At 65.6% G+C, this 17,246-nt stretch carries 14 protein-coding genes; 4 read left to right on the top strand and 10 right to left on the bottom strand.

The annotated features are described in order from the left end of the window. Positions 1-19: 19 nt before the first annotated feature. From dnaG to dusB, 4 genes are all read right to left on the bottom strand, one after another. On the bottom strand, positions 20-2,047 hold the full coding sequence (gene dnaG, locus AC5RVB_RS07240) for a DNA primase (RefSeq protein ID WP_494142320.1): 2,028 nt from the start codon (positions 2,045-2,047) through the stop codon (positions 20-22). A gap of 109 nt (positions 2,048-2,156) precedes the next feature. Beyond that, on the bottom strand, positions 2,157-5,876 hold the full coding sequence (locus AC5RVB_RS07245) for a thioester domain-containing protein (protein ID WP_494142321.1): 3,720 nt from the start codon (positions 5,874-5,876) through the stop codon (positions 2,157-2,159). Positions 5,877-6,015: 139 nt separating this feature from the next. Next, the gene (locus tag AC5RVB_RS07250) at positions 6,016-7,299 is read right to left on the bottom strand and encodes a deoxyguanosinetriphosphate triphosphohydrolase (RefSeq protein ID WP_494142322.1); all 1,284 of its coding nucleotides are present in this window, start codon (positions 7,297-7,299) and stop codon (positions 6,016-6,018) included. 8 nt (positions 7,300-7,307) lie between these two features. Continuing rightward, positions 7,308-8,579, bottom strand: a complete 1,272-nt coding sequence (dusB, locus tag AC5RVB_RS07255) for a tRNA dihydrouridine synthase DusB (RefSeq protein WP_494142323.1) — start codon at positions 8,577-8,579, stop codon at positions 7,308-7,310. A gap of 68 nt (positions 8,580-8,647) precedes the next feature. Between dusB and AC5RVB_RS07260 the strand changes: the two genes are divergently transcribed. Together AC5RVB_RS07260 and AC5RVB_RS07265 are read left to right on the top strand one after the other, a co-directional pair. Beyond that, complete coding sequence (locus AC5RVB_RS07260; protein ID WP_494142324.1) at positions 8,648-10,102, top strand: short-chain fatty acid transporter; 1,455 nt, start codon at positions 8,648-8,650, stop codon at positions 10,100-10,102. 95 nt (positions 10,103-10,197) lie between these two features. Continuing rightward, a complete protein-coding gene (locus AC5RVB_RS07265) occupies positions 10,198-10,782 on the top strand; it encodes a TetR/AcrR family transcriptional regulator (protein ID WP_494142325.1) in 585 nt (194 codons plus the stop codon). 73 nt (positions 10,783-10,855) lie between these two features. On the opposite strand, the gene AC5RVB_RS07270 is transcribed toward AC5RVB_RS07265, so the two are convergent. The 3 genes from AC5RVB_RS07270 to AC5RVB_RS07280 form a co-directional block, all read right to left on the bottom strand. Next, positions 10,856-11,761, bottom strand: coding sequence for a GNAT family N-acetyltransferase (locus tag AC5RVB_RS07270; protein WP_227904354.1), 906 nt, complete (start codon positions 11,759-11,761; stop codon positions 10,856-10,858). Then, entirely contained in the window at positions 11,761-13,149 is a 1,389-nt protein-coding gene (locus AC5RVB_RS07275; RefSeq protein WP_227904353.1) for a glycine--tRNA ligase, read from the bottom strand. The genes AC5RVB_RS07270 and AC5RVB_RS07275 overlap by 1 nt, the downstream gene beginning before the upstream one ends. A gap of 224 nt (positions 13,150-13,373) precedes the next feature. Next, on the bottom strand, positions 13,374-14,360 hold the full coding sequence (locus tag AC5RVB_RS07280; protein ID WP_494142326.1) for a DMT family transporter: 987 nt from the start codon (positions 14,358-14,360) through the stop codon (positions 13,374-13,376). A gap of 120 nt (positions 14,361-14,480) precedes the next feature. Here AC5RVB_RS07280 and AC5RVB_RS07285 point away from each other — a divergent pair, with 120 nt between their 5' ends. Then, entirely contained in the window at positions 14,481-14,711 is a 231-nt protein-coding gene (locus AC5RVB_RS07285) for an RNA-binding S4 domain-containing protein (RefSeq protein ID WP_227904351.1), read from the top strand. Positions 14,712-14,732: 21 nt separating this feature from the next. Here the strand turns inward: AC5RVB_RS07285 and AC5RVB_RS07290 are convergent, their stop codons facing one another. Further along, complete coding sequence (locus AC5RVB_RS07290; RefSeq protein WP_494142327.1) at positions 14,733-15,386, bottom strand: alpha/beta hydrolase; 654 nt, start codon at positions 15,384-15,386, stop codon at positions 14,733-14,735. Positions 15,387-15,506: 120 nt separating this feature from the next. Between AC5RVB_RS07290 and AC5RVB_RS07295 the strand changes: the two genes are divergently transcribed. Further along, positions 15,507-16,340, top strand: a complete 834-nt coding sequence (locus AC5RVB_RS07295; RefSeq protein WP_494142337.1) for an SGNH/GDSL hydrolase family protein — start codon at positions 15,507-15,509, stop codon at positions 16,338-16,340. On the opposite strand, the gene AC5RVB_RS07300 is transcribed toward AC5RVB_RS07295, so the two are convergent. Further along, positions 16,337-16,690, bottom strand: a complete 354-nt coding sequence (locus AC5RVB_RS07300) for a hypothetical protein (RefSeq protein ID WP_494142328.1) — start codon at positions 16,688-16,690, stop codon at positions 16,337-16,339. The two genes, AC5RVB_RS07295 and AC5RVB_RS07300, sit on opposite strands and share 4 nt — an antisense overlap. Positions 16,691-16,726: 36 nt before the next feature. Then, on the bottom strand, positions 16,727-17,149 hold the full coding sequence (locus AC5RVB_RS07305; RefSeq protein WP_494142329.1) for an SRPBCC family protein: 423 nt from the start codon (positions 17,147-17,149) through the stop codon (positions 16,727-16,729). Positions 17,150-17,246 lie beyond the last annotated feature (97 nt).

Genomic DNA, 17,246 nt, shown 5'->3' on the forward strand with positions numbered 1-17,246 from the left:
TGCCGTCAGGCTCGCGGAGCTACTGGTCTCCCCGCAGGGCCCTGCGCTGCATCTCCAGTTCCATCAGCTCCCGGTTCAGCTGGTGGAAAAGCTCCGGATCGGCGTTGGGATCCAGGCGCTGCAGCTGACCGAGCTTCTCAGCCTTCAAGTGTGTCACCTGCAGTTCGAAGAGCCGGTTCAGGATGTCCCTGCAGTACAGGAACAAAGCATCGGCATCGCGCGCCGGCAGCGGTGTCACGGCAAGCTCGCTCACAAAACCGCGCAGTGCGTCCGGCAGCTCCTGCCGCACGCGCTCCACCCAGGCCGCCGGGGCGGTTCCGGCGTCGCCGGCGGCACGAATGGCATCATGGACCGCAACGTAGGCCGGCACAGTGAATCTGGCCGCTTTGAACCGCTCCCACTGGCCGGCATCGAGCAGGCCGGGCTGCTGCAGGGCCACTTCCAATGCCTGGCGCTCCATCCGCGCGGCGGGGTCATTGGGGTCCGGACGGCTGTAGGCGGGCGGTGCGGCGTCGGGGACAGCTTCCTGCCGGCCGTATTGCTGCTGGCCGTACTCCTGCCGGTTGTGGTCCTGCCGGCCGTATTGCTGCTGGCCGCCACGCTGCTGCCCCTGTTGCTGGCCATACGGGGGCCTGCCCTGCTGTGCACCGTCCTGCCGGCGCTGGCCGGTGGGCGACTGCCCGGAAGGACTGTTGGCGGTCCCGGCGGCATGCTGGCGCTTGGACGCGGCATTGACTGCCCGGGTGACGTCGTCGACGTCGGTACCCAGCCAGCCTGCCAGCTCGCGGGCGTAGGCCGGACGCATCGCGGGGTCTCTGATGTCCGCCACCACCGGAGCTGCCGCCCGCAGCGCCGAAATGCGGCCTTCCACCGTATTAAGGTCGAATTTGCGCAGCGTGGAGCGGATGGCGAATTCGAACAGCGGCCGGCGCGAATGGATCAGCTCGGCCACGGCGGCGTCGCCGTGGGTCTGGCGGATATCGCAGGGGTCCATGCCGTTGGGGTCCACAGCAACGTAGGTTTGCGCGGTAAAGCGCTGGTCCTCCTCGAAGGCACGCAGGGCGGCTTTCTGCCCGGCGGCGTCGCCGTCGAATGTGAAGATCACCTCTCCCCCGGTGCCGTCGTCGGAAAGCAGACGCCGGGCAATTTTGATGTGGTCGGTGCCAAAGGCGGTGCCACACGTGGCGACGGCGGTGGTGATCCCGGCCAGATGGCAGGCCATCACATCGGTGTACCCCTCCACCACCACTATCTGCCGGGTTTTGGCGATGTCGCGTTTGGCCAGGTCGATGCCGTACAGCACCTGGGATTTCTTGTAGAGCGGGGTCTCGGGAGTGTTCAGGTATTTGGGCCCCTGGTCATCCTCGTAGAGCTTCCGGGCACCGAAGCCGATAACGGATCCGGTGAGGTCGCGGATGGGCCAGATGAGCCGGCCGCGGAACCGGTCATAGAACCGGGAGGCATCCGATCCGGTGGAGAACATGCCGGTCTCGGCCAGCTCGGCACGGGTGAAGCCCTTGCCCGTAAGGTGTTTCAGCAGCGAGTCCCAGCCCTGCGGGGCGTATCCGACACCGAAGTGTTCGGCAGCGGCGGGGTCGAAACCGCGCTCCTGGAGGAAACTGCGGGCAGCGGCGGCACCCTGCGTGCCCAACTGGCTCCGGAAGAACTCCGCAGCCACCTTGTGGGCGTCCAGCAGGCGCTGGCGTTTACCCACATCCTCACGCCGGGGCCCGGTGCCGCCGTCCTCGTAGTGCAGTTCGTAGCCGAGCCGTGCCGCAAGCTTTTCCACCGTCTCAGAGAAGGAACCGTGGTCCATTTTCTGCACGAAGGAGATGACGTCGCCGCTCTCCCCGCAACCGAAGCAGTGGTAGGTACCCACCTGTGGCCGTACATGGAAGGACGGCGAGCGCTCGTCATGGAAGGGGCACAGACCCTTGAAGGACCCAAGCCCCGCCGATTTGAGGGTTACATAACCGTCGACCACGGCTTTGATGTCCGTGCGCAGCCGCACTTCATCGATGTCTTCACGCTTGATCAGTCCGGCCATACCTCCCAGTCTATTCTTCCCCGCCGACGCCGCGCTGTCGGGGCCCGCACAGAGAGGATCCCGTGCAGCCGTCGGGCCGCACGGGATCCTTCTGAACAGCTACTCCCCTTTACTCCTGAGGTTTAGCCTCTTCCTCCGCGCTGCCTGACCTGCGGCGGCTGACCGCCATGGCAAGTCCTCCTGCCAGCAGCAGCCCGGCACCGGCGTAGAGCCAGCCGAGGGCACCGTTGGCACCGGTGGACGGAAGGTTGGGGCGGTCCGGCCCGGCCGGGGCGGGAGCCGGCTGCGGTTTCGGCTGCACCACAGGTGCGTAGGTATTGGTAACGGTTGCTTCTGCCCCGCCACCGGCAGGAATGGTTACCGGCTCCGGCAGGTCCGCCACCACACTGACGGTGCTGCTTTCCCCGCCCGCTGTTTCGGTAACCGTGCACTCGGTTCCGGTCGGCAGGCCCTCAAAGCCGGTGCTGACGTCGCCCTGTGATCCTGCCGGAATACTGACCGTCTCATCAAGGACCGTTCCCTCCGGACCGCACTGGACCCGCAGCACAACCTCGCCCTGGCGGCCGGCTGCTTCTCCGGTGATCACCTTGGTCACCACCAGGGTTCCCGGGGTGAACGAGTACGTGTTGGTGACAGTGGCGGTGACGGTTTGCGCAGCCAGGACTGTGACCGGCTCCGCCGCCTCCGTGGTCACGGAAACTTCGGTGGTTGCTCCGGTGGCCGTTTCAGTGACAGCGCATTCCGTGCCCACCGGCAGGTCCTCGAACGTAGTGGTTACGTTCTCCTCAGTGCCTGCCGCAATGGTCACCGTTTCATTCAGTACCGATCCGTCCGGTCCGCAGGTGACCTGCAGGACAACCTCGCCCTGCTGGCCGACCGCCTCGCCGGCGAAGGCCTTGGTCACCGCCAGGGCGCCGGGCACGAAACTGTACGTGTTGGTGACTGTCACTTCCGCACCGCCTGCGGCCGGGATGGTGACCGGGTCCGTAATGACGGTTTCCACGGATACCGTTGTTGTGGCTCCGTTCTCCGTTTCAGTGACGGTGCATTCCGTGCCGGCGGGCAGGTCCTCGAAATTCCGGGTCACTGTCTCGGCAGTTCCGGCGGGGATGGTCACGGTTTCATCCAGGACCGACCCGTCCGGGCCGCAGGTCACCTGCAGCACCACCTCGCCCTGCTCTCCTGCGGCCTCTCCGGCAAACTCCTTGGTGACTGCCAGCGTTCCGGGGGTGAAGGTGTAGGTATTGGTCACCGTGGCGTCCTGGATGCCACCGGGAGTGATGGTGACCTCTGCCGGCAGGTCGGTGCTGACCTGGACAAACTCGGTGGCCCCTGTGACCGGTTCAGTAATGGCACAGCTGGCGCCCGCTGGAATATTTAGGAACTGCGCCCCTACCTCGCCGGTCTCGCCGGCCGGGATCTGGGAGGTTTCGAAGAAGACCGTTTCGCCGCCCAGGGTGCACAGGACGTCAACTTCCACGGCGTCCTGGTTTCCCGCCGCCTCACCTGCGATCACCTTCGTCACCCGCAGGAGCCCCGGGTTTTGGCTGTAGGTATCCGTCACAGTTGCCGTGGCGGTGGCACCTGCGGCGATGGTCACGGAATCGGGCAGATCCACCACCACGCCTATTTCGGTGCTCTCGCCGGTGACGGGTTCGGTGACCGCGCAGCTCGCCCCTTCCGGGATCCCCGTGAGGGTGCCTGCCGGAACAGTTCCGGTGGTGCCGGCTGTGACGGTGAAGCTTCCCTCTGCGACAACCGCGCTCTCCAGGGTGCAGGTCACCTCAAGGGTGACCTCGCCCTGCTGGCCCGCTCCCGGGCCGGCAATGCTCTTGTTCACCAGCAGTGCCCCCGGGTTCACCGTGTACGTGTCCGTGACCGTGACCTCCACGCCGTCGCCCGCGGGGATGGTTATTGCTCCCCCGGCCGGATCGATCACCGTGCTGACGCTGACCTCCGTGGTGGCACCGTCGGCGGTCTCCGTGACCGTGCAGGTGGTCCCGGCGGGAAGCCCCGAGATTTCCTCCGTGGTGGGTTCGGTGGTGCCGGCCGGAATGGTGATGGTTCGGCTAGCGCCGGAACTGCAGGTGACCTGCAGGGTGACCACACCCTGTCGCCCGGCCCCGGCCCCGGTGATGTCCTTGCGCACCGCAAGGGTCCCTGGGTTGAACGTGTAGGTGTTGGTCAGTGCGGCAGTAACGCTGCCTGTCGGCGGAACGACGACGGTCCCCTCGCCTTCGACAGTGACCGACACGGCAGTGCTCTCACCCCTGGCGGTTTCCGTCACCGCACAGCTGGAGCCTACGGCTACGTTGGGGAATTCCGCTGCCTCCGGCGTAAGCGTCCCCTCAGGGATAGTCACCGTTTCATTCAGTACCGTGGCGCCGTCCAGGGTGCAGACCACGGAGATCGTCACCTCGCCCTGGGCGCCGGCTGCCTCCCCCGTATTGGTTTTGGTAACCACCAGCGTCCCGGAGGTGAAGGTGTACGTGTCCGTAACGGTCGCCGTCGCCGCGGTACCCGAGGGGATGGTCACTGCCGTGGGCACAATGGTTGTGCTGACCGCGACACTTGCATTGGTGCCGTCGGTGGGCTCGGCGATGGTGCAGACCGTTCCGGCCGGGATGTCGTTGAAGGTCTCCGACGGCGTCCCGGTGGAACCGGCGGGGATATTGAACGTGAACTGGTATCCGGGCCCGCAGTCTATGCTGATGACCACCGCGTCCTGGCTGCCGGCGGCCGGTCCCTCAATCGACTTGGTAACCGTCAGGGACCCCACCTCGAAGAAGCTTGCCGTGGCACTGGCTGCGGAACTCAGTTCGCGGGTGTCCGCCAGGATCAGTTTCTGGGCGGCGTCCACTCCCGGTGTCGCGCCGTCGTAGAGGTACACGCTCCCCGTGGGAACGGTCACCACCGCCCGTGCACTGATGGATGCCGGACCGGTGCCGCCGGTCTCGCTCCGTACCCAGACCTGAGTGCCGCTGGCCACCGGGTTGGTAAGCGGGATGGTTCCTGCGGCGTCCGCAAAAAGTCCAAAGCCGTCGTCGACAGTCACGGTGATTTCATCAGCTTCAGAGGTCACCGTGTATGGTCCGGCCACTCCGGTGACCGCTGCTTCTGCCGTGGCGGGGGTAATCGAAATGTCCGGGGCGTCCGGTTCCTCAAGCGGCCCGGCCGCGATAGTGGAGTTCACGATCGATGCGACGGTGGAATAGAGGTTGTTGTTCGGATTGACCACGTAGCCGTCGGTAAAGAACCAGATGGCCGCCTGCACCGCCGCTGCCTTCGTGTTGTTGTTCGTGCCGGGCGGCAGGTTGGTACTCGGATAGTAGGTATTCAGGATCCGGTTCACATATCCGATGTTCGGGACGTTGGACTCGTCCCAGGTCCCGTTTTCATACCCAATGCCAACACGGGTCTCCGTCCGCAGATCGATGCAGTACATCTGCGCGGTGGTGGTCCCGTCCACTTCCTGGGTATTGATAACCCCCGCAAAACCGACAGTCTCGGACTCGTAGCCGGGTGGAATGGAGGCGGGATAAGCATTGATGGGCCAGGTGGTCCCGGCCGGCGGCAGCGCCCCGGGGACGTTCCGGCGCCCTTCGCCAAGGGAGGTGATCACAATGTCGGTTCCGGCGTCGGAGGCCGGAAGCTCGTTGCGCGTCGGTTCCGGATCCACGGCCGCCCGGGCCGGTGCTGCCAACGGGACCGCCATCAGAAGCAGGCCCATAAGGAACACCAGGGCGCTCCGAAAACGGGGGCTACGGATCCAGGCAGCGGATCCGAATCGGTGGCGGGGACGGTTTACGCGGGATTGCTGGCGGCTCATCAGGATCCTCAGGTGCGCTCGTTCGGCCGGCATCCCCCGGGAGTGACCCGGGAGACTGTGAACGCCACACGCTAACGGTCGGTGCCGTCCCCTGCCAGAGAGCAGCCCGAAAAACGCTCATTCAGCCCACACACCGCTCCTACCAGAGCGCCGGAACCGGCCCCACCAGCCGTTCGTGCAGTGCCAGTGCCGAACCGTCCGTCAGCGAGGCGACCTGGTCAACAACCACGCGCAGCCGGGCGCCGTCGTCGGCTGCATCCCGCCAATCGGCGGCGAACATCGGCTCGAGGTGCCGATCCCCGGTGGCGGACAGCTGGGCGACCAAGGCAGTGAGGATTTCACGCTGGCGTTCGTACAGCGGCTGGCGCTGGTCGGTGGTCATCACGAAGGTGGTGGCCAGTCCCTTCATCACGGCGATTTCCAGTGTCGTATCCTCCGGCACCACCATTTCCGCGTTGTACCGTGTCAGCGGGTCGGTGCCGTAGATGACGCGGGTGGCTTCCAGTGCGCTGTTGCAGAACCGGCCGATCAGCTGGCTGGTCATGTCCTTCAGGGCAGCCATGGACTTGCGGCTGCCATCGGACTCGCGCACCCAGACTGCTGTGGCCTCGAGGCGGGCAAGAGCTGCTTCGATGGCGGCCGCGTCAACGCCGGGCAGGTACCACTGCTGGGTGTAACCCACCACGCGGGCCCGCTGGTCCGGATTGTCCAGCCACTTGAGCTGCACATGGCCGGCGACGATGGCGTCCTCCACGTCATGCACGGAGTAGGAAATGTCATCGGCCAGGTCCATGACCTGGGCTTCGAGGCAGGAGCGGCCGGCCGGAGCGCCGTCGCGCAGCCAGGTAAAGACCGGCAGGTCATCCTCGTAGACGCCGAACTTGGTGGTCCGGTGCCCGTTGACCAGCGGCGCGTCGGTGATGGACCACGGGTATTTGCAGGCGGCATCCAGGCTGGCCCGGGTCAGGTTCAGGCCGGCCGGGGTGCCGTCCGGGGCAATGATCTTCGGTTCCAGCCGGGTGAGCAGGCGCAGCGTCTGGGCATTGCCCTCGAAACCGCCGATCGCGTGCGCAATGTCGTTCAGGGCGGTTTCCCCGTTGTGCCCGAAGGGCGGGTGCCCCAGGTCATGCGAGAGGCAGGCCGCGTCGACGACGTCGGGATCACAGCCCAGCGCGTTGCCCAGCTCGCGTCCCACCTGCGCCACTTCCAGGCTGTGCGTCAGGCGGGTGCGTACAAAGTCATCCGTGTCCGGGGCAACCACCTGCGTTTTGGCGCCCAGCCGGCGCAGTGCGGAGGAATGCAGCACGCGGGCACGGTCACGGCCGAACTGGGTTCGGTTGGTGTTTTTCGCCGGTTCCGTAACCCAGCGGGCCAGATCGACTTCTGTATAGCCTGCGGTGGAGACTGCCTGCGGGAAACTCATGGGTTGCTTTAGCCGCCTGATACGTCGAGTTCGGCTGCCGAAATGATGGCCTTCTGGGCGGCGTTCAGTTCCCGCCCGTCCAGCCAGCCTTCCGGCAGAGCTGTCTTTTTTGGTGTGCCGGCCCGTCCGCGCGGCCCCTCGGCGTCTGTGCCGGGGTACGGAGCTTCGGGATCGAGCTGGTCCAGCAGTTCACGGAGCACCGCCAGGGACGGCACCGTGGCCAGTTTAGCGCGGAGGTCTCCGCCCACTACGTAGCCCTTGAAGTACCACGCCATGTGCTTGCGGATGTCCCGCAGGGCAATCACTTCATCGCCGAAGGTTTCCACCAGCAGCTCGGCGTGCCGGTAGACACTGTCCGAGACCTGCTTCAAGCCCGGCCGGTGCCGTTCGGCACTGCCTTCGAAGGCTGCTTCGAGGTCGCCGAACAGCCACGGGCGGCCCTGGCACCCGCGGCCGATGACGACGCCGTCCACACCGGTTTCGCGCACCATGCGGATGGCGTCCTCGGCGGACCAGATGTCGCCGTTGCCCAGCACCGGCATATCCGGCAGGGCTTCGCGCAGTTCCGCGATGGCGGACCAGTCGGCCTTGCCGGAGTAGAACTGCGAGGCGGTGCGGCCATGGAGGGTCACCGCGGCCACACCCGAATCCCGGGCGATCTTCCCGGCATCCAGGAAGGTCAGGTGGTCCTCGTCAATACCCTTGCGCATCTTGATGGTCAGCGGGACGTTGCCGCGGGAGGCCTCCTTCACGGCGGTCTGCACAATGGCGGTGAACAGGTCCAGCTTCCAGGGCAGGGCCGAGCCGCCGCCCTTGCGGGTGACCTTGGGGACGGGGCAGCCGAAGTTCAGGTCAATGTGGTCGGCACGGTCCTCCTCCACCAGCAGGCGGACGGCAGCACCGACGGTCTTGGGGTCCACACCGTAGAGCTGGACGGAACGCACTTTTTCGTCGTCGTCGTGCTTGATGATCCGCATGGATTCCGGCGAACGTTCCACCAGGGCGCGGGAGGTGACCATTTCGGTCACGTACAACCCGCCGCCGTATTCACGGCAGAGCCGGCGGAACGCCTTGTTGGTGATGCCGGCCATGGGTGCCAGGATCACCGGCGTGTCCACGGTGATCGGGCCTAGTTGCAGCGGGGGAAGCTCGAGCTTGAGTTCCGGAGATAAAACAGTCACTCCCCTATTCTCGCAAGCCCGTGCAAATCCTGTCCTGCCCGGCCCGTGAGGGAAATTGACACGGTTCCCTGCACACCCTAGCGTGCAGGTGACCTGCATCACTTTTCCGGCTCTCGCACCGCCGCCCATCGGTTTCACTGTCGCAACCGAAGATACGAGGTTTCCCCATGACCACCGCTGCCCCAAGTACCGCTGCCCCTGCCGAGAAAGGCCTGGCCCGTGTTGCCCAGGTCATGGCGCGCTGGACGGAAAAATGGTTTCCGGATGCCTACGTCTTTGCCCTGGGCGGCGTGGTTATCGTCGCCCTCGCGGCACTGCTCAACGGCTCCTCGCCGCAGGCGGTGGTTGATTCCTTCGGCAACGGCTTCTGGGACCTGACCGCATTCACGCTGCAGATGGCCATGGTGGTGCTGACCGGTTACACAGTTGCCACGTCCCCGCCTGTGGCCCGGCTGATCGCCCGGCTTGCCCTGGTTCCGCAAACCGCCGCCACAGCGGTGAGCTTTGTGGCGTTCCTGTCCATGTCCGTTTCGTTCCTGAACTGGGGACTCAGCCTTGTCTTCGGCGGCCTGCTGGCCCGGGCCATTGCCCGCAGGCAGGATATGCGGGTGGATTACCGGGCACTGGGCGCTGCGGCGTTTATGGGGCTTGGCGCCGTGTGGGCACTGGGGCTCTCCTCCTCCGCAGCTCAACTGCAGGCGACGGCGGCCTCGATCCCGCCGGCATTGCTGCAGGTCACCGGCGTGCTGGACTTCGGCAAGACCATCTTCACCTGGCAGTCCCTGCTGACCTGCGCCATCCTGATTGTCCTCACCACGCTGATCGCCCATTTCTCCGCCCCGCGCGGGCTGGCCATCCGCACGGCGCAGGACCTGGATGTGGACCTCAACGACGCCCCGGAGCCTGCAGCCAAGCGGGAGCGTCCGGGCGAATGGCTGGAATACAGCCGCATCCTGCCCGCGCTGCTGGGCCTGCTGACCGTCGGCTGGCTGATCTCACAGTTCCTTAGCAAACCGTTCCTGAGCGTCATCTCGAGCCTGAACGGATACCTTTTGGTTTTCCTGATGCTGGGCCTGGTGCTGCACGGTACTCCGCGCAAGTTCCTGCAGGCCGTCACCAAGGCTGTTCCCGCCACAGCCGGGATCCTGGTGCAGTTCCCGCTGTACGCCGCGATGGCAGCCATCCTCACCAAGGCCGAGGGCTCCAACGGGATGACCATCTCCTCGCACCTGGCCGAGTTCTTCACCAGCATTGGTTCCGGCGGCGGCTTTGCCGTGATCATCGCCATTTACACCGCAATTCTGGGCATTTTTGTCCCTTCCGGCGGCGGAAAATGGCTGGTGGAGGCACCCTACGTCATGCAGTCCGCCACCGACGTGCAAATGAATCTTGGTTGGACTGTACAGATCTACAACGTTGCCGAGGCACTGCCAAACCTGATCAACCCGTTCTTTATGCTCCCCCTGCTCGCCGTGTTGAAGCTCCGGGCGAGGGACCTGGTGGGATTCACCTTCCTGCAGTTCACCATCCATCTGCCCGTAGTGCTGCTGCTGGTCTGGCTCCTGGGCATGACTTTCACCTTCGAACCGCCCGTCATCCCGGCGGAAGCACCCGCCCCCTGACGGAGCCAGGCATCACCGGGCGCCGGGACCTGCCGCGGCGGCATCTAAGATCAGAGGGAGAGAGTTTTCCATCGGTTCTAAGGACGTATTGCCGCATGCCACGCGAATCCGGTACCAAGCGGGCCATTCTGGACGCCGCGCTGGAACTTGCTGCAGCCAACGGCATTTCCGGCACCACCATGGATGACGTTGCCGAACGCGCCGGGGTGGCCAAAGGCAGCCTCTACTACAACTTTTCCGCGAAGGACAAGCTCTTCGAAACCCTCCTGCTCGAAGGCGTGGGCGCACTGACGCAGTGCCTGCGTACGGCACGCAGCGGCCTGGAAGGGTGGACTGCCATTGAGTCCATGGTTCGGGCACTGCTGGAACTGCTTTCCGAGAACCGGGCGCTGGCCAAGCTGATGGCCGCAGAAATCCTGCGGACCGACCGCACCTGGCAGCACTCCCTGCATCTGCTCCGGCAGGAGGCGCTGGCCGAATTTGTTGAACCGATCCGGCAGACCGGCGGCTGGAATGCGGTGGACGCCGGCGGGCCGGACCGCCTGACCCTGATTGCCGGCAGTGTTTTCGGGGCAACCCTGATGGGGGCCCTGGACTGGCTGGTCTTTGATCCGGAGAGGCCCGTCCAGGACGTGGCCTCGTCCGTGCTTTATGCACTGTCCGGGCGGCTGAATACCTGACGCTCCCAAGGCATGCAAAAGAGGCGGCTCGCACCGTGAATACCGTGCCGGAACCGCCTCTTTGTTGAGCGCCCTAGTCGCTGAGGATCAGCGTCTCGCTGCCCGCCTGCCGGGCAACACCCGCCCTGATCAGTGGTTCCAGCGCGCGGACCACGGCGGTCATGGATTCATCCACTTCCAGCTGGACCGGGTACTGGTAGGCCAGCATCGCGATCAGTGACTCGACCGCGGCCTGCGCCTCGGCGTCGTCCAGCTCCGTGTCATAGCCGACCAGCACATCGGCCGGCTCGTCGGTGCGTTCCTGCGTGTAGCTCACCGCGAAGGCTGCGATCTTTCCGCCGTCCTTCTTCGGCTTATCCCGCAGGACAATGGCTCCGGCCGCGCCGGTTGCCTCGTTGAGCAGCATTTGCTGGGCCTTGCCCAGGCTCATTTCGGCGCGGTCCCAGCCGTGGACCGCGTTGTAGAACGCGGTAACCGCCTGCGTGAGTTCCACCGATCCGGTGGCTGCCTCGTCCAGCTGGGGACCGTCGTCGTTGAAGACGGGCAGCTTGAGCTTGCCCGGCTCCACCACAATCACGGCGGACCGCTGGATCGGGGAAAGCCCGGCGGCCTCGGCGAAGGCGGCGGCCGGGGTTCCCGGCTCCACCTTGGCCCGCAGCTTCCGGACGCCCGACGGCGCGGCTTCGGCTTCCTTGCGCAACATATCCAGCAGGGTGGTGCCCAGTCCGGTGCGCCGGTTTTCCCGGGCCACCTCCACGTAGGCCCAGAGCCGGTCCGGGTGCAGGCTGGTCTCGTAGACCACCCCGGCCGCTACCGGAATTCCGTCATCCTCGGCCACAATGCAGCGGCTCCACGGCTCATCCGAGGAGGGCCGCAGGACGGCACGGAACTGCCCGGCCTGCACCCCTTCCGGATCGCCCCAGAGCTGGTTCAGCTTGAGGTCGTCGTCTTCGCGCCATTCGCGGAACGTCAAAGCCATTACGCGCCGATCAGCCTTTCCGCGAGGTAGCCCTCAACCTTGTCCAGGCTCACCCGCTCCTGGGCCATCGTGTCGCGTTCGCGCACGGTGACGGCCTGATCCTCGAGGGTGTCAAAGTCCACGGTGATGCAGAACGGGGTGCCGATCTCGTCCTGGCGGCGGTAGCGGCGGCCAATGGCACCGGCGTCGTCGAAGTCGATGTTCCAGTTCCGGCGCAGCTGCGCGGCGAGGTCCTTGGCCTTGGGCGAGAGGTCCTCGTTGCGGCTCAGCGGCAGTACGGCGGCCTTGACCGGGGCCAGGCGCGGGTCCAGCTTCAGCACGGTGCGCTTGTCCACGCCGCCCTTGGCGTTGGGGGCCTCATCCTCGGTGTAGGAATCCACCAGGAACGCCATGAAGGAGCGGGTCAGGCCGGCCGCGGGTTCAATCACGTACGGGGTGAAGCGCTCGTTGGTGGCCTGGTTGAAGTAGCTCAGGTCCGTGCCGGAGTGCTTGGAGTGCGTACCGAGGTCAAAGTCGGTGCGGTTGGCGATGCCTTCGAGCTCGCCCCACTCGCTGCCCTGGAAACCGAAGCGGTATTCGACGTCGGTGGTGCCCTTGGAGTAGTGGCTGAGCTTTTCCAGCGGGTGTTCGAACAGGCGCAGGTTCTCCGGGTCGATGCCCAGGTTCACGTACCAGTTAAACCGGTTTTCGATCCAGTACTTGTGCCATTCCTCGTCCGTGCCCGGCTCGACGAAGAATTCCATTTCCATCTGCTCGAACTCACGGGTGCGGAAGATGAAGTTGCCCGGGGTGATTTCGTTGCGGAAGCTCTTTCCGATCTGGCCGATGCCGAACGGCGGCTTCTTGCGCGAGGTGGTCAGCACGTTGTTGAAGTTCACGAAGATGCCCTGTGCCGTCTCCGGGCGCAGGTAGTGCATGCCTTCTTCATTGGCCACCGGACCAAGGAAGGTCTTGAGCAGGCCGGAGAATTCCTGCGGCTCGGTCCACTGGCCCTTGGTGCCGCAGTTGGCGCAGGCAATGTCGGCCAGGCCGTTCTCCGGGGCGTGGCCCTTCTTTTCCTCGTATGCCTCCTCGAGGTGGTCTGCACGGTAACGCTTGTGGCAGCTCAGGCACTCCACCAGCGGATCGGAGAAGACCTCCACGTGTCCGGAGGCCTCCCAGACCTGGCGCGGCAGGATCACGGCGGAGTCCAGGCCGACGACGTCGTCGCGGCCGCGGACCATGTGCTGCCACCACTGCTTCTTGATGTTTTCCTTGAGCTCGACACCCAGGGGGCCGTAATCCCATGCGGACCGCGACCCGCCGTAAATCTCACCCGACTGGAAGACAAACCCCCTGCGCTTGGCCAGGGAGATGATGGGATCCAGCTTGGATTTGGTCGAAGCCATGGAATGGTACCGCCGTTCTTTTCGTGTCGCGCAGGCCGCTGGGTGCGGTCCGCTTCTGATCCCTGCCACGCGTGTCCCCGCTCGAATGAACGTCCGGGAGCCTGTGGAGGGCAAAACCTATAGATACCAGCTTAAGGTCACGACCGTAAAAGCCCGCTACCGGTGCCGGATCAGCCTGTTCGGCTGTCTCTACCGCTGTGGCCCCTGCTGTTAACAGGCAATCCTTAGCGCGGTGTTCTGGAGCGCCACGGGCGTGCGCCGGGCATATTCCATGGCAGGGTTGCCACCACGATGGCCAGCAGCGTGAGCAGCGTTCCGAGCACGGTGGCTGCGACCACGGTGGACCCGGGTGCCGGGAACACGATGTCCAGCAGCAGGGAGCCGATCAGCTGTCCGCCGATCAGGCCCAGGCTGGTCAGCAGGACGCCCAGGCTGCGCACCAGCAGGGCGCCCACGCCGATGAAAACGCAGCCCAGCGGTCCGCCCAGGTAGAGCCACCATTCTGTGGGCAGCGGGTTTCCCAGCCCGGAGACCGCTACTTTGATGCCCCAGAGCACTGCCAGCAGGACGGTGCCGGAGATGAAGTTCACCAGGGTCGCCGTGATCGGCGTGCCGTAATGCATTCCGGTGGTGCCGTTCATGGCCTGCTGGAAACTCATCAGCATGCCGGCGGTCAGGGGCAGCAGCACCGGCAGCAGCCATTCAGAGGGCTCTGTCCCGGCGCCCAGTTTCGGACTGACTGCCCACGCCACGGCGGCGATGGTCAGCACTGCGCCCACCAGGCGCATGATGGTCAGCGCCTTCTTCCCCGCCGGCCCGATCCCGAGCCGGTCCACCACGAGTCCGGTCAGCGTCTGTCCTGCGACGGTGGCCACTGTAAACACAGCCACGCCGAGAACCGCCACGGTGAGGGTCTGCGACAGGACGAAGTACCCGCCGATCATTCCGGCCAGCACGTAATAACGCGGGAAACGCCGTTCCCTCAGGGCGGGAATCAGCTGGCCTGCGCCGGCACGTCCGCGCGGGAGGGCCGCACTGATCACCACCATCACCACAAGCCCGACGATAAAGCTGATGAGCGCGGCGCCAAGGCCGTCGCCCAGGCGTTCGCCCAGGGCACCGTTGACACGGGCCTGGGAGGGAATGGCGACGCCGGCAAGCAGGGACAGGGGCAGACCGATCAGCGGGGACATCCGCACAGCATTTGGCACCCGACCACCCTACCGTTGCCTCCCGCCGTCCCCGGCGCCGCCATGCCGCAGCCGGCGCATCGGCGCCGGGCGGCAGGGGTGCTGCGCCGGGCGGCAGCCGAAGTCGGGCAGAATGGAGGCATGAGTTCTACCGAGGCCCAAGACCTGCCCATCCGTGACGACATGATCCGCCTGGGCCAACTGCTCAAGCTCGCCAATCTGGCAGAGGACGGCATCCATGCCAAACAGCTCATCGAGGACGGGCTGGTGAAGGTAAACGGCGAGATCGAAGAGCGCCGCGGCCGCCAGCTGCACGCCGGCGACGAAGTTTCCGTGAACGGCGAGACGGTCCGGATTACCCGCGAAGGCTGATGTCCCGCCCCGGCGGCCCGGTCAGGCTTTCTGCGCGCCGCGCAGCACCGTGTGCGCCAGGAACTCCTTCACATGGCCCAGTTCCTGCATGTTGATGCCGTGGCCCATGTTTGAGTAAAGAATCTTGGTCAGAGCCGTGTGCCCGTTGAGCCAGGCATGCGTGTATTCGATCCGCTGCGGATCGATAACCGGGTCAGCCTGGTCCCGGCCCCAGAAAAACGGCACCTTGTGCTGCGCCAGCTCCTCGTCACGGAAGAACGGGTTCTCCTCGGCGGGCACCACAAAACCGGAGAGGCCGACGACGGTGGCGAAATCCTGCGGGCGGTGCCGCAGCAGGGTGGTGGCTACGGCCATGCCCATGGAAAATCCGAGCAGGCTCACACTGGAATGGGTGCCGCTGACGCCGTCGAGCCAGGCCGAGACATCGGTCACGGAGTCCACCACGGATTCCACACTGTAGTCGGCGTCGCTCATCAGCGGGAACCAGGTGTATCCCGGCCCCATGGCCTGCGGAGCGCGCACCGATGCGATGGTGAAGTCCTCCGGCAGATAGTCCGCCAGCCCCATAAGGTCCTCCTCATTGGCCAGATACCCGTGGAACAGCACAAGGAGCGGCGTGCCGGCGCGTTCGGCTTCGGGCTTGGACCAGAGGACTACGGGATTCGGTTCAGTCATTTCCTTATTCTGGCACTTTTGATCCCCGCGGCCGGAATGCGCAACCTACGGTCGCGTAGCCCGGACCCCGTTTGCGAGTATTGACCGGTGAGTACAAATTCGACACCGCATACCCCGGACATCCAGGCTGAATCTGCCACACCGGAGGTCCCGCCTCATCCTTGGAGCCGGTTCGTGGCACTCGGAGATTCCTTCACAGAGGGCATTGGGGATCCGAATCCTGACAGCCCCGGAGGAAACCGCGGCTGGGCGGACCGTGTAGCCGAGGAACTCGCGGCCGGACACCCGGACTTCGCTTACGCCAATCTCGCCATCCGCGGCCGGCTGCTTAACCAGATCATTGACGAGCAGCTGGAACCTGCGCTGTCCCTGAAACCGGACCTCATCACCATCTGCGCCGGCGGCAACGACGTGATCCGGCCCGGAGGGGATCCGGACAAGCTCGCCGAACGCATGGACGGCGCCATCGCCAGGCTGCGCCGCACTGGGGCCACCGTGGTGCTGTTCACCGGCCCGGATTTGGGCAGCACGCCGGTTATCGGCAGCGTGCGTGGAAGAGTCGCCATCTACAACGAGAACCTGCGGACCGTGGCTGCACGGCATGATGCGGTAATCGCTGACATGTGGGCACTCCGTGAGCTGAGCGACGCACAAATGTGGGCGCCGGACCGGCTGCACTTCTCACCGCTGGGACACCACACCATCGCCGCGATGGTCCTGGATACACTCAATGTCCCGCATACGCTCGAACCGCTGGAGAACAAGCCGCTGCCGCCCAAGAACTGGCGGACCGCCCGCTCCGAAGACCTGGTCTGGGCCCGGGAATTCCTGTTCCCGTGGGTGGTCCGCCGGGTACGGCATAAGTCTTCCGGTGACGGCATCTCCGCCAAGCGGCCGGACGCGGCGCCCATGTTCGGTGCCCCCATGCCCCTGGGCTCCGACACGGAAGACTAGTCCTGCGGTGCCGGGTCCTGCCGACGCGTACTGCGGGCGGACCCGGGCCGCCGTCCCAGCCGGAACCCGCCCCAGAAGGCGGCGGCAACCAGGCCTGTGCCAATCAGCAGATAGCCCAGCTGCATTCTGCCGGTGAGCACCAGCAGGCTTCCGGGTCCCACGCCTGTTGCCCGCGTTCCTTCCTGCAGCGGAGCGTAGGAGAACCAGCCGAAGGACTCCGTTGTCCCGGTCGCGGCCAGCACTGCTCCGGTCAGCACCAGCACACCGGCCACCAGCGGAAGCGCGGATGCCCTGAGGATCCGCGCTGCCCGGTCCGGACGGCGGTTGGAGGCATCCGCTGTTTCACTCATGGCGCCAAGGCTAACCTGCCCGCGCCTGATTCACGTCTACTTCTCCGCCTGCTCAATCAGGTTGGCCAGGTGAAACGCCCAGCCTTCGCGGTGCGCCTCGGAAAGTTCCGGGCCGGATTTCAGCCCGGAGAACCCGCTTTCGGTGACGGCGACATCCGTCGCGCCCCCGCTGCCCCCGCCGTCGTCGGCCGGGATCAGTTCAAAACTCACCACGGTGTGGGCCTCCCAGTCCGGGGCCGTCCACCGGAAGGAGAGCAGTTTCTCCGGGGCTACGGCCAGGACCGTTCCGCGTGAAATGTGTTCCACTCCGTCCTCCATCCAGCGCTCCTGCAGCGGGGCGCCGGGGTGGGGTGCGAAGTCCATGTCCGGCCACCAGGCGGCGCGGTTGTCCACCAGCGTGTGCCAGAGCACCTGCGGTGAGCACCGGGCACGTCCGGAAAGGTGGATGCGGTCTGTCATGGGAAGAGTTTTCGCCGGGACAGGACCCGTTGGCAAGGGAGGAATTCCGGTACCGTGCGTCCGCGGCAGGGATTGCCTCCGGCGGTGCCGGGCGTTC

This window comes from Arthrobacter sp. Y3225209 (assembly GCF_059090685.1).